The sequence below is a fragment of the Paraburkholderia sp. 2C genome, assembly GCF_054589215.1.
In genome coordinates this window covers 731,189-743,812 of the sequence record NZ_BAAILL010000036.1, presented here as the reverse complement: position 1 = coordinate 743,812, position 12,624 = coordinate 731,189, and the positions used below count along the sequence as shown (strand labels likewise).

The window sequence follows — 12,624 nt, the reverse complement described above, 5'->3', positions numbered from 1 at the left end:
ATTCGAAAAGTTCAGCGATGAAGAGTGCGGGAGAGAAAGCGTTGCGCGGCAGCGCTGGGGGCGTTATTCGCGTTCATTTGTCGAAATATCCCGCGCGGATCGACGCGCCGATCAGGTTGAGAATCAGCCGCCCGGCAGTCACGCACGAAATGAGATTCGCGTCGTCCTTTTCCGGCTGGATTTCGACGATGTCCATGCCGACCACACGGCCTTTCTTCACCAGCCCGTGAATCAGCTTGCGCGCTTGCACGAAGGTCACTCCACCGGGCGCCGGACCCGCGACGGCCGGCATCACCGACGGGTCGAGGCCGTCGGCGTCGATTGTCAGATAGTAGTTGCCGCCGTCGGGGATGCGTGCGAGCACCGCATCCATGCCGATGTCGTGCAGTTCGTACGCGGTCACGAGTTCCGAGCCGTACGCGCGTGCGGCGGCGAGTTCCGCGGCACGCCCGCTGCCTTGCGCGCGCAAACCGATCTGGACGATGCGATCGACGTGCGCCATTTCCGACGCACGGCGAATCGGGCTCGACAGGCCTTCGCGCACGCCGTTGACGTCGTCGCGCCAGTCGAGGTGGGCGTCGATGTGCACGAGCGTGATCGGACCTTTGGCATCGAGGCCGCGCAGGATCGGCGTCGTGATGCCGTGATCGCCGCCCAGCACGATCGGCATTGCGCCGCCGGCCACGATGCGGCGAACCGCGGCTTCGGCGCGCGCGTAGTGCTCGCCCGGCCGGGTCAGATCGGGAATGATGTCGCCGCAATCGACGAAGCGCACGTCGTCGCGGCCTTGCAGCAGCGGACCGTCGATATCGAAGTCGTAGTGCTCCGGTTTGCGCACCACACGGTCGGTCGCCTGACGGATTGCCGATGGCGCATTGGTCTGGTCGTTGCTGAAGTCGGATGGCGCGTACGGTGCGCCGTACGGCATGCCGAGCACGGCGATATCGGCCTTCAGGTTGTCGATGTCGAGATCGAGTTCCGAGTAGAGCAGGGTGGGGTGGCCGGTGCGCGGCGCTACGGTGTATCGGGTCATGCGAGCATCTCCAGGGGAAGGGCGGATCTGCGTCAGACAGGGCGCGTGCGCCGTCCGATCGCTATCTCCAGACGTCGTCCGACGCCGGCCAGCAGAACGCTGCAGATCCAGTAGATCAATGCCGTCGTGCCGAGCACTTCGACATAGGCAAAGGTGTTCGCGGTGAGCAGATTGCTCTGGTAAGTCATCTCCGGCAGGCTCATCACCGAGAAAATCGCCGAATCCTTGAACATCATGATCGCGAGGCTGGTGGCCGGCGGCGTGATATAGCCGAACAACTGCGGCGCGATCACGAGGCGCTGTGTCTGCCAGAACGTCAGGCCGAGGGAAAGCGCCGCCTGGGTCTGGCCGCGTGGCACGCTGCGCAGCGCCGCTCGCAGGATTTCGCAGAAGTAGCCACCCGTGTAGAACGCCGTGCAGCCGATCGCGACGGTCATCGCCGAGGCGCCCACGCCGAGCTTCGGGAGGCCGAAGAACGACAGGTAGACCAAAATCAGATAGGGGATGTTGCGCACCAGTTCGACGTAGGCGAGCGCGATCGGCTTGAGCAAGGTGTGCGATTGCGCGGCATACGCGGCGACGACGCCGGCGGCGGCGCCGATCGGGATACCGATCGCGCTGACCAGCGCGGTGATGCGAAGTCCGTCGAGCAGCACCGGCACCGCCTCGCGGACGACCGACATATCAATGGCCATGGGGCAGCATCCTTGAAACACGGCGCTCGCAGAGTCGCGAGACGGCCGAGATGCAGAACAGGATCACGAAGTAGACCGCCGCGGTGATCGTGAAGACCTGCAGCGGCAAGTCGGTTTGCAGCGTGGCGTTGCGCGCGACCGTCGCGAGTTCCGGCACCGCGATGATCGACATCAGCGACGACGCTTTCAACAGCAGCGTGAACTCGCTGGTGAGCGGCGGAATCGCGCGATAGATCATCTGCGGCAGCAATACGTAACGCCACACCTGGGCGGTGCGCATGCCCAGCGCGTAACTGGCCGCGCGCTGTCCCCACGGGATGGTGCCGAGCGAACCGCGCAGGATTTCGACGATATACGCGCTGGTATTGCAGGCAAGCGCGGCGATACCCGCGGTGATCGGCGAGATCGAAATATTGAGCAGCGCCGGCACCATGTAGTACGCGATCAGCATGTGGATCAGCACCGGCGTGCCGCGAATCAGGCTCACCCACAGCACCACCAGTGCGCGCAGCGGACCGAACGGCGAGATGCGCGCGAGCAGCAGGGCGATGCCGAGCGCGAGTCCGATGACGAACGCACCGGCCGAGGCGGCCAGCGTCAGCGCGGTGCCCGATACGACGCCATCGAGAAATGGCGCCATCACGCCGCCTTGGCCGAGCGCGTTGAGCATGACGGCGCGTCAGATGGCGCCGGCCGGCAGATAGTTCGCGTGCGGCGTGTCCATCGGCGTGCCGAACCATTTCGTCTGCAATGCGGCGAGCTTGCCGTTCGCGCGGAATTCATCGAGCGAATCGTTGATGAACTTACGGATCTCGAGATCGTTCGGGTTGGCGACCCATGCGAGCAGCTTCGGCTGACCGATCGTGCCGGCAATACGGAATTCGCTCGGCTGACGCTTCATCTCCACGGCGGCGATGTTCGACGGCATGAGCGCGACGTCGACGGTCTTGTTCGCGAGCGCGTTCGACACGTCCGGATACGCCTGGAATAGCTTGGTGTCCGCGTAGCCCTTGCCGGTCTTTTCCTTCAGTTCCTTTTCGAACTCGTCGGCGACAGGCTGTGACGACGAGCCCATTTGCGTGCCGATCGTCTTGCCGCCGATGTCGAGATCGCGCTTGATCGACGCATCGTCGGCGCGTACCAGCAGCACGGAGCGCACCACGCCGACCGGCTCGCTGAACGCAAACCGTTTGGCGCGCTCCGGCGTGATGCCGACACTGGTCGCGACGAAGTCGAACTTGTGCGCCATCAGGCCTGGAAGCAGGCCTTGAAACGGCAGATTCATCTGCTCGAGTTTCACGCCGAGCTTCGCCGCCATCAGTTCAAGCACATCGTGCCCGTAGCCGACGATCTGACCGTTCTGGACGAATTCGAACGGCTCGTACGCGGCTTCGGTGCCGACCACGAGTTTGCCGCGTTGCTTGATGTCCGCGAGCGTGCCGCCCTCGGCGAGCGCGAGCTTCGGCAGCGCCAGTGCGGCCCCCGACGCGAGCGTGGTTTTAAGGAAAGATCGTCTGGTGAGGTTCTTCATTGCTCTCTCCGCGTGCGGGTCGTGTGGCCGTGTGGTGACGGGCCGGCGCGTCGCGGACGCCGCGGCATCGCGCGATTCGCCAGGTGCCCGAATGTATGCCGCCATAAAGAGCGTGAAAAATGATTTTTTTATCGGTATGGTTTTGGAAAACGAAACCTTTCGAATGCGTTTGGAATGTGTTTGGAAGCGTTTGTACCGGCCGTTCGGCGAACTTAAGGAGCCATCCAGGTGCAGCGACCTGATTTCAGCGAACGCGATCTGCGCTCGCTGCGTATCTTCTGCGCGGTTGCGCAAGCCAATGGCTTCGCTGCGGCGGAGAAGCAGCTGAATATGTCGAAGGCCTCGATTAGCCGTCACATCCGCGAAGTCGAGGAAACGCTCGGCGCCCGGCTATGCGAGCGGGGTCCGTCCGGCTTCGTGCTGACGCATGCGGGGAAGGTCGCACTCGATCTTGCGCGCGATGCGATTCGCTCGCTGGAACGGATCCAGCCGGAAATTGACGCGCTGCGCGGCGTGCTGTCCGGCACGCTGTCGATCGGGATGGTCGAGCACATCGCCAGCGACGAAGCCTGTCGTCTGCCTGAGGTGCTCGCCGCGCTGAAGGAACAGGCGCCCGACGTGAGCGTCGAGTTACAGGTCATGACCTTCAATGAACTCGATCTGGCGTTGCGGGAGCGTCGGGTGCAGGTGGCGATTCGCGGCATGTACCGGCGTGAGGCTGGTTTCCATTACCTGCCGCTCTTTATCGAGCGGCAAGCGCTGTATGTGGCGCGTCGCAGGATGCGCGACGCGTCGACACTGCCGCTCGTCTATCGTGAGCAGCCGTTCGTGCACGAGGCGCTTCATAAGCTGGGGATGCAGCGCGGACCGTCGGCGTCGGGCCTCGAGGCCGTCGCGATGCTGGTGCTGTCCGGGCATTACGTCGGCTTGTTGCCGCAGTTTTACGCCGCGTCGTTCGCGAAACGGCACGCGCTGGCGAAAGTGCCGTCAGGCCCGGTCTATGAAAATACGATCAGCGCGATCATTGAAATTTCCCGGCCTCGAACGCGCGCGCTCGAGCTGTTTCTCGATCTCGTCCAGCAACGTCATCGCATTGAGTGACTGAGGTTCCCTTGGTGTCGCAGGCAGCCGGATAGGGCTGTGCCGGACAAACTGCCGGACGGCAAGAAGATCGATTGATGCTGCGCGCAAACGCGGGGGCTGTTTCGTCAATGTCCATTGATTCGCGACGCATTGGGCTTGCGATATCGGCCGGCAGATCGATGGCGGTGCTAGCGCTGGAGCACACGCATTTTGGAGCGCTGGAACCTATCCCCGCATTGCATGAAGCGGTCTCGCCGATCGGACAGCTTACGCTGCATAGCTGGTCCTCGTTGTCGTTCGCCGCGGTGCACCCGGACTGCGCTGAAACGAGCCGCGGAACGGTCCCGAAAGACATCAGGGCCATCAAGACAAGCGCATGCCAGGACGTGGTTCGCCGCATTTCGCCCTCGTTGGGTGACAAACTGGCAACCTCAATTTCTTGATTGACAAGGCTCTAAACGCTCTTTACGAGAATAGTGCACTGTATTCCCGGTCGCCAGATGGACATCGCGGCGGCAAGCCAGGCGTTCATTGCCGGCGCTCCCTGAGGGGGATTTGTTGATTTGGGTGGATCAGGACTCCGCGCAAATTAACAACGAGGACGCCAAACGTGGCCGCGGAGGTCCGACAGGTCATTGTATCAACCTGCCCCGTTTGCCCAATGGCGCTAATCGCCATTAGCACCATTAGATGCTCGTTAGCCGTTATTGACCGTCGTTAGCGTCAAAAAGGAGGGGCTGCGGAGCGGGTCTCATCGCGGCGTGCAACGTTAGCGGTCGCCCGCGCGTCGCCTGCTCGAAATGGAGCGGGGGATCGGTGGGAGCAGATGCGGGCGTCACAGCTCGCTGCGGGAACGGCCGCCTGCTTAATACTGGCAGGCATCGCCCTCAGCGTTACCCAGCGGCGGCTAGCCGGTCCCGCGCGGATCGAAACGAGGGGAGGGCAGGTTGCAACGGTCTCAACTCACCGATGCCGATGCTGCTGTGATTCCCGATGATCAGCCGCCGCCCGGTAGTCATATTGACGTATCGTTCGATGCAAACCATGAGGCGAGCGATCCGGCCGCGAAATCCATTCGGGCAGTGCCCGTTGCTTGAGCACGGTTGAGCTTCGCGTTTGCGCCTGATTCTTCGGTAGTCGATCTTTTGCGTGTCACGAGCGATTTCTACGATGCGCGGGCATCAATCAATCGTTCCGCTCGTTACCGAAAAAGGATCCAACTCCGCCATGTCAACGCCACCGACATCGATTCCGCTGCAAACCTTCAAGTCTCAAGACGTGACATTCGCTCACGACAGTCCCGAAGCCACCAGCGCTCAACCGGGTGTTCCAAAGAAAAAGGTCTCGGCCGGCTCGGAAGCGTTCGATAAACTGAAGGAGAACCGGCCGGCGTCACCGACGCCGTCGACCGCCTCGCGCGGCTCGCTGCGCTTGCGCGCGTCATTGCCGGCCAGCCCGCAGGTTGCCTCTGACGAGATTCAGACCGTCGACGCCGGGCATGAGCTCAGCGCGCGCGAAAGCACACCGTCGAAGCCGGATGCCACAGGCGCGCTGCAAAAAACATCGAAGGGCGCCGTCGAAAAGTCCGATTCGATCGAGATCGAAAGCCCGGCAGTCCAGCAGGCGCGACAGGGAAAATGGATGTTCCCTACCGATCTGCCCAAACTGCAAGCCGCGTTGAAAAGTCAGAAAGAGAGAGAAATCAACACCGGCGATCTTGCCGAGGTTCTGCAAGCCGTTCGATTCCATCCGCTCGGCGACCATGCGGGCGGCCCCGTGCCGTCGAACCGGCAACTCGTCAATAACATTTCGAATGCGCAGCTCAAGGACTGGTACCACGCGCTCTCCATCACCGATGCGCAGATCGACGGCATGGAAAGCGCCGCACACAAGGCAGGCTTGTGGATTCCGACAAGCGGCACGGTATTCAATGCGATCAGCTATTTCGTGATTCCTTTTGCGACGCAGAAGATGAAGCCATGGAACGCGGCTTTTGCCGGCCTCGGCGTGGTGCTGGCTCAGCCGGTCATCACCGCGCCGATACAGTCGCTGGTGATCGGTGCGATCGACTATTTCAGGCGCACGGGCAACATCGACGTGAAAGTGGACAAAGGCGCGATCAATTCCAGCGTCACACAGTCCCAGATACGAGGGAACATCCAGCAAAGCATCAAGACGGCGCAGGAAAGCGAACAGAAGATCAAGGATTTCCTTGGCAGCCGCAAGCTGATCGATCAGGACGGACAGGTCGATCTCGAGAAACTGGCGAATAGCGGTCTTAGCCCGGAAGAAACGAAGCAGTTCATCGCGGATTGTGAGAAACATCTGGAAAACCAGCTGGCGCTTTGCGGGCACGCGAGTCAGATGCATGCTGTCGACGGCTCGCACGCCCGTCAGATCGAGTCGACGTTGTGGCAGATTCCCGCCCGCGGTGCGCGCTCGGGCAGCAGTGTTCTTTCGCCGGTCTTCAGAGAACGCGGCACACATGCGACCGCTTCATTCTTTGACAACACCCACGTGAAGATTCCATCCTCCTATGGGGTATCGGGCGTTTCGGCAGCCGTGGCGCTCCTTGCGATTTTCGCGCAGCATCGAGCCGCCGCGAAAGATGAAGTCAACGGACTCAGGCATGAGCACAAGCTGAACATGCTGCATGCCGATATGTTCGTCGATGGCGCGAAGGACAAGATAGCCCGAACGGGAAAAATCGACGCGCAGGATATCGACGTCGAAAAGTGCCGGAAGATGGTCGTGCTTCCGGAAGCGTCCATGGTGCTGCGTGTCGCGGACCGGCTTGCGGCCGAGGTGAAAAATCTCGAGGCGCGGCAGGAGCGCAAGAAAGCGGCTCAGACTGGCGGCAACCTCGCGGAAATGGGCGGGCAGCCGGCTGGCGACCCTGCGCTGCAGATAAAAATCGACGACTACAAGCGGGATCGGGAGAATCTCCGCAAGTTCGACGTGAACGACGATATGCACCCGGATACCAAAGCGCTGCTGGAATCCGCGATGAACGGTTCCGGACTCTTCGCACTGCGTGAAGGTTACGCGAAGCTCACCAAGCCGCTCGAACTCAGCGCGCAAATATCGCAGCGGCTCGGACAGACTTTTACGTTCGGCGCATTCGGAAGCGCGGGCGCGACCGCGGGAGGACGCATGATCTCCGCGTCGCAAGGCGGAAACGATCACGTTTCGCTTGCCGTGCAGTTCTACCTGGCCATTGCCAGCTTTATGGTCGGGCTGTTCGCCGCGGGAACCCAGGGGATGGTGACGAACGTCAAGAATCAGCGCCGCGATGCCGATGCCAAAGACGCGATCGGTTTCATGACGCAGTTCGGCAAAGGCACGATTGCTCCCGCCTTTTATCTGTACGACAACTGGTGGCAGAGCGGTCGAGGTCTGAAGGAGGCGGGCAAGGCTTTCGCGGACTTCAGGACCCAGGCCGAGCAGATGGGGCCGATGCTCGAGACCTTGCGAAAAATGGATACCGGCGACACCGCCGGTCTGTCCGATCACGCGGTCGACGCAGCGACGACCGAACCGACGACCGAACCGACGACCGCGGAATCATCGGACGCCGTTCGCCACGAAGCGTCCGTGCCGCCGGATCCGGAACGGATCGAGCTGGAGCCGCGCAGCACGCCGCCGCTTGCGTGACGGCTGCGCCGATAGCACGCCCGCCGTCTTCCCGCGGAACCTTCGCGCGAAGACGGTGCTTCGCGAAATGGTGCAATTTGTCGCGCGCTTTCGAATGACAGAAAGCTCGCAATACTAATGTTTCATTGCATGATTCGTTACTGTCCCGCTCACGCGAGATCCATGCGCGCTTTCGCCTGGTGCAGGCGCGCCCCTCATAGCGAGCGGAAAATTCTAGTATTTTATGAGGTGCTAAATATGCCTGATGGAATTGATCGTCTTGGTTCAGGAGCCGGCCTTGATGCGTTCACGGGTCACTCACACGAGATGCCCGAAATACAGATGCCGACGCCGCAATACGCGCCGGGGACGCATCATCTGGGCGGTCTGACGTCGATGGCGGACAGGACGCCGTCACCGATGGCGTCGCACACGCCGATGCGGATGAACGCGCAACTGCCTCAACGCGGCCCCGAAAGCCCCGGCGGCTTCATGTCGGCGGGGGGGATGACTCACATGGCGGGGCAAATGATGTCGCATATGCCGGGGCCGCTCGGCATGGCGGGGAAGCTGATGAATTATGGAGGTGCAGCCGCCATGTACGGGCAGAATTACCTGCCGCAGCTCACTGAGTCGTTTGGCAATGATGTCAAGATGGGTCTCACCCAGCACGAGGCGCAGGAACAGATCGAGATGATTCAGGCCGGCGCCGCGGCCAGCCAGCAGATGAAGTTTGCTTCCACGATTGCATCGATGGGCAACAAGGGAGCGGACTACCTCGACCAGGCTGCAAAGGGTAACTAAACGGGGCGATTCCCATCAGGCGGGCCGCACGCGATGACAGCGTGCGGCCCGTTTTTCGTTCGCGGCGCGCATCGCGGCGGCCGCGTTCAATCCCGCTCAGTCACGTTAGCGCTGCCGGTCCACCACCGGCAGCACAGCCGTCCGCTCGACGAGCGCCTTTATCGCACCCGCATAGCGGTCGCGTTCCGCAGGCGATTCGGAGTGGTACGCACCGATGGCCGTCCACGTATAGCCATATTTGACGATCATCCGCCGCAAATACCAGGCGGCGATATAAACGTTCGCACACGGATTCATCAGGTCGGCCGCTGAGATGCCGTAGCGCGCGAGCACCGGCAGATGGATCGAGTTGATCTGCATCATTCCGTAGTCGGTCGAGCCGTTGCGGTTGCGGTGAATCGCGCCCGCGTTCGCGTGCGACTCCTGCCACGCGATCGCGCGCAGGATCAGCGGATTGACGTGCTGGTACGCGGCGGCGGCGTCGAAACAGTCGCCGGCCGCACGCGCGCTCGCGGGGGCAAGGCAGGCGGCCGCGACCGTTAGCGAAACCGCGGGCTTCAGTGATGTCAGGCGGATGGACATGATGTTTGGGACAGTGAGCCGTCGACGCGACAGGCAACGGCAGCGCGACGCGTGCTCGCGTGGATTCCGCGCGCGCCGTTGCTGAGGGACGGGATAAAGGCAACGCCGGCGCATGGCGCGCCGGCCGCATCGAGGCAACCGCCGTCAAGCCGGCAGTTGTCCGCCGTTCTGAATGATCGACGCGAAGTTGCTGACCTCGCTGACGTAGTTCGGATCGCCAACTGTCACGCTGGACAGGTTCGACGGATTGACCTGATCGGGGCCGGAGTTGTATGCACGCAGCGCCTCACCCCAGTTGCCGCCGAACTGTTTGGACATATCGGCCATGTAGTAGGCGCCGGCCATGATGTTCGTCGAAGGGTCCGACAGGCTCTTGCCTTGCAACTCGGGGTGCTCCTGCTGCAACTGGGAGAACGTCGCGGGATCGACCTGCATCAGCCCCTGGTCGGTCATGCCGTTGACGTTCGTGCTGCCGGCATTCGCATCGCCGCGCGACTCCTGCCAGATTTGCGCGGCGAGAATATTGGCCGGCACGCCGGTCTGTTTCGACGCGTTCTCGATGTCCTGGCGGTACGGTTCGAGCTGCGACGGGAAGCCCGGGCCCAGCGTCGAGCCGCTGCCGGAGAGGTCGCCGGTCGCCGTGGCCGGGCTCGCGCCCGACGGGCCGGAGGGGCCGGCAGAGCCCGAAGGACCCGAGGGTTCGCCGCCGCCCTGCGACGGGGGCGGCGCTGCATTCAATTGCGGCGGCGTGGACGGGGTGTCGTCGGGGTTCGACGCATCCTGGAGCTCGCTGATGATTTCCTCGATCTCCTGCAGCAGTTCCTGCATCATCTGTTGCGTCGAGCTTGAGTTAGCGCCACTGGTCGAATAATCCTGTGGGGTGACTGAATAACCGCTTTGAACTGACAGGCCGGACATGATCCTCTCCTCGTGAACCGTGCGTGAGTGTGTGTGTGAAAACAGATGTCAGCGTGCGGCGAGCGTTTCGGAAGGCGCTTCCTGGAACACGCGGCGGTAACCGTTGATCAGCGTCGACCGATGCTGCACGCCCCATTTCTTCGCGACGTCGAGCACGCGTGCGACCGGTGCGTAGTCGTCGAGCAGGTCGTCGCGGATACGCTCCATGCGCTGCCGGCGGATCAGTTCGCTCGGCGACAGTCCGAGATGATTCTTGAACGCCGCCTGCATCGCGCGCTCGGTCACACCGACGTGCGATGCAACCTCGCGGACGGACAGATCCTTCTGATCGAGGTTGTCCATCAGATAGCGGTACGCGCGTCGATATTTCGCCGGCAGCCGCGCGCTGACATCGTCGGTGCGCTGCTGCTGGTTGCGCGACGGCAGCACGAGGTCCGACACGGTAGCGGGCATCGATACGTTGTCCGCGCGCACGTGCTGGATCGACGCAAGCGCATAGCGGCCGTAGAGTTGCGCGAATTCCTGCGTACGCGCCTGCTGCTGCATGATCTTCGCCTTGCAGTACAGATAATCGAGATACCAGCGCGCGTGCTGGCTGCCCTGCGAGGCCGCCGCGCCCGACGTGTCGAGCATCGTCTCGGCGACGGACGTCAGGTGGCCGGCAATTGCCGCGAGCGTGATTTCGAGGCACAGACTGCGGTGATACTCGTGCAGCCCCGTCATGCGGCTCCAGTTCAGATACTGGTTGAGCGGCTCGCACGCGGCGATGCTGCCGCCCGCCAGGCGCAGGAGATGACCCAGATGGTCGAGGCGCTGCGCGAGCAGCGGGATGGCCCCACCGGCGCCGGACGCGTCTTGCGTGCTCGCGTCGCTGAGCGCGAAGCCTGCGACCACCGAGCGCCAGTAAATGTGATCGGCAAGGCGTTCCAAGCAGTGCAGTTCATGCTGCGCGAGCAAATCGCGGCGCAGCGCGTCGACCAGATAGACCCAGCGTGGATCGCCGCTCGCGCGCGCAAGCGACACCAGTTCGATCAGACGGTCGCACGCGGCCTGGATACAACCGAGATGAAACAGCACGAGGGTTGCGCCGACTAGGCTATCGAGCCGTTGCTCGGGCGTGACGGCCTTGTCTTCGGCCACGCGCTTGAAGCAGGTCAGCGCGACGTTGAACTGGTTTCGAAAGAACGCTTGCCAGCCCGTGTTGCGGCAGGTCACCGTGCGCAGCGTATCGCGCGAATGGCGAATCGCCTTCTGCGTGCGGCGGTAGGTTTCCTCCGCTTCCTCGTAGCGGCCGAGCGCGAGTTCGAGGTCACCGTAGATCTGCAGACGCGCACGCGCATGCAGATCGTGATCGTCGTGGAAATCGGCGAGGTTGGCCGCGGTGCGCACCGCATCGAGAAAGCGCCCGTCGAGCACCTTGCGTGCGAGGTCGGACGGAATGTCGCGGGTGGCGAGGACCGAGGAGGCTGCGAAGTAGATCGTCGAGAACATGTCGTGCTCCTTGCTCGATGAGAGCGTGCGTTAGGTGAGGTGCAACGAAATTCGTGAAGCAGTGAGCGCATGTTTTCATCGCGCGGCGATCCTGGCTCGTGTTTGTGATGGTTTGTTACTTTCTGCGTGGCGAACGCATGCCGATGCATCGTCATGACGGAGCGAGCGCCGCGCGCGCGGGCTCGCCATACGATTTCTTTATGACGCGTATTAATTTTTCTGTCTCGACTTTCTCTTCTTCGAGCTTTCACAATCGGGGCAAATGGCATCAGGCCATCGGGCATCGGCTATCAGGTACCGATGCGAACGAGACGATTCGACAGCCCGGCGTGAACCGCGGCTGAGGGGGAAGGGCATTGTGTCGACTGGTAATGTTTACCGCAAATTCATTCGTGCGACACGTCCGACTGGTATAGAAAAGCATGCCGCGAATGGCGATCGATATCATGGCTAAAACATAATTTCATGCTAGTGCTTTACGCACGCGGCACCGTTTGTCTGGAGGTCCATGTGCTGCGCAAGTGAACAATCAGGGTTTTCGATAAGACCCGCTTGCGCGCGCTTATCGCTTGTATACAGTGCTTTGCGAGCGATTCGCCATGTTAGACATGGCTGTCATGAAAAACTGTCCTCTCAATGCCCGGCAGAAATAAGCGCTAGCCTCCTTATGTGAAATTGGAAGGAGCGCTCAATAGTGTTGAGAGAAAAATAGCCTACGTTTTTCTTCTTCTATTTTTGAAATTCCATTAAAGCTACGATTCCTCGCGCCGTAAACGAGACAGCGGTATGTGCTGGCAACGTTCGCACATCGTCGTGCGTTTAGCCGGACGATGCGCGGTCCTTTGGCAGTGGTC

Annotated in this window: 10 protein-coding genes; 3 read left to right on the top strand and 7 right to left on the bottom strand. The window is 61.9% G+C overall.

The genetic code is table 11. From position 1 onward, the window contains the following. Positions 1–73: 73 nt before the first annotated feature. Genes ACYPXD_RS16030 through ACYPXD_RS16015 form a run of 4 tightly spaced genes read right to left on the bottom strand, consistent with a single transcriptional unit; the run spans position 74 to position 3,259 of the window. On the bottom strand, positions 74–1,033 hold the full coding sequence (locus tag ACYPXD_RS16030; RefSeq protein ID WP_459713000.1) for an agmatinase: 960 nt from the start codon (positions 1,031–1,033) through the stop codon (positions 74–76). A gap of 32 nt (positions 1,034–1,065) precedes the next feature. Next, entirely contained in the window at positions 1,066–1,728 is a 663-nt protein-coding gene (locus tag ACYPXD_RS16025) for an amino acid ABC transporter permease (RefSeq protein WP_459712997.1), read from the bottom strand. Continuing rightward, positions 1,718–2,398 carry an amino acid ABC transporter permease gene (locus tag ACYPXD_RS16020; RefSeq protein WP_459712995.1) on the bottom strand — a complete coding sequence of 227 codons (681 nt, stop codon included), beginning with the start codon at positions 2,396–2,398 and terminating at the stop codon, positions 1,718–1,720. The genes ACYPXD_RS16025 and ACYPXD_RS16020 overlap by 11 nt, the downstream gene beginning before the upstream one ends. Positions 2,399–2,407: 9 nt before the next feature. After that, positions 2,408–3,259, bottom strand: coding sequence for a transporter substrate-binding domain-containing protein (locus tag ACYPXD_RS16015; RefSeq protein WP_459712993.1), 852 nt, complete (start codon positions 3,257–3,259; stop codon positions 2,408–2,410). 228 nt (positions 3,260–3,487) lie between these two features. On the opposite strand from ACYPXD_RS16015, the gene ACYPXD_RS16010 reads away from it, so the two are divergent. From ACYPXD_RS16010 to ACYPXD_RS16000, 3 genes are all read left to right on the top strand, one after another. Next, positions 3,488–4,360 (top strand): LysR family transcriptional regulator, encoded by an 873-nt coding sequence (locus ACYPXD_RS16010; protein WP_459712991.1) that lies wholly within the window; start codon positions 3,488–3,490, stop codon positions 4,358–4,360. Positions 4,361–5,569: 1,209 nt separating this feature from the next. After that, positions 5,570–7,996 carry a hypothetical protein gene (locus ACYPXD_RS16005; RefSeq protein WP_459712987.1) on the top strand — a complete coding sequence of 809 codons (2,427 nt, stop codon included), beginning with the start codon at positions 5,570–5,572 and terminating at the stop codon, positions 7,994–7,996. A 237-nt stretch (positions 7,997–8,233) separates the two neighbouring features. Continuing rightward, entirely contained in the window at positions 8,234–8,779 is a 546-nt protein-coding gene (locus tag ACYPXD_RS16000; RefSeq protein ID WP_459712985.1) for a hypothetical protein, read from the top strand. Positions 8,780–8,884: 105 nt separating this feature from the next. Here the strand turns inward: ACYPXD_RS16000 and ACYPXD_RS15995 are convergent, their stop codons facing one another. From ACYPXD_RS15995 to ACYPXD_RS15985, 3 genes are all read right to left on the bottom strand, one after another. Next, positions 8,885–9,361, bottom strand: a complete 477-nt coding sequence (locus tag ACYPXD_RS15995; protein ID WP_459712983.1) for a lytic transglycosylase domain-containing protein — start codon at positions 9,359–9,361, stop codon at positions 8,885–8,887. A 144-nt stretch (positions 9,362–9,505) separates the two neighbouring features. Beyond that, a complete protein-coding gene (locus tag ACYPXD_RS15990) occupies positions 9,506–10,189 on the bottom strand; it encodes a lytic transglycosylase domain-containing protein (protein ID WP_459712981.1) in 684 nt (227 codons plus the stop codon). Between the two features lie 138 nt (positions 10,190–10,327). Beyond that, positions 10,328–11,770: a helix-turn-helix transcriptional regulator gene (locus tag ACYPXD_RS15985; RefSeq protein ID WP_459712978.1), complete on the bottom strand. Its 1,443-nt coding sequence runs from the start codon at positions 11,768–11,770 to the stop codon at positions 10,328–10,330. Between the last annotated feature and the right edge of the window lie 854 nt (positions 11,771–12,624).

Bases quoted from the DNA above. Each gene is read 5' to 3' on its own strand.
- ACYPXD_RS16030 (WP_459713000.1), bottom strand. From the start codon at position 1,033: ATGACCCGATACACCGTAGCGCCGCGCACCGGCCACCCCACCCTGCTC.
- ACYPXD_RS16025 (WP_459712997.1), bottom strand. From the start codon at position 1,728: ATGGCCATTGATATGTCGGTCGTCCGCGAGGCGGTGCCGGTGCTGCTC.
- ACYPXD_RS16020 (WP_459712995.1), bottom strand. From the start codon at position 2,398: ATGCTCAACGCGCTCGGCCAAGGCGGCGTGATGGCGCCATTTCTCGAT.
- ACYPXD_RS16015 (WP_459712993.1), bottom strand. From the start codon at position 3,259: ATGAAGAACCTCACCAGACGATCTTTCCTTAAAACCACGCTCGCGTCG.
- ACYPXD_RS16005 (WP_459712987.1), top strand. From the start codon at position 5,570: ATGTCAACGCCACCGACATCGATTCCGCTGCAAACCTTCAAGTCTCAA.
- ACYPXD_RS16000 (WP_459712985.1), top strand. From the start codon at position 8,234: ATGCCTGATGGAATTGATCGTCTTGGTTCAGGAGCCGGCCTTGATGCG.
- ACYPXD_RS15995 (WP_459712983.1), bottom strand. From the start codon at position 9,361: ATGTCCATCCGCCTGACATCACTGAAGCCCGCGGTTTCGCTAACGGTC.
- ACYPXD_RS15990 (WP_459712981.1), bottom strand. From the start codon at position 10,189: ATGCAGGAACTGCTGCAGGAGATCGAGGAAATCATCAGCGAGCTCCAG.
- ACYPXD_RS15985 (WP_459712978.1), bottom strand. From the start codon at position 11,770: ATGTTCTCGACGATCTACTTCGCAGCCTCCTCGGTCCTCGCCACCCGC.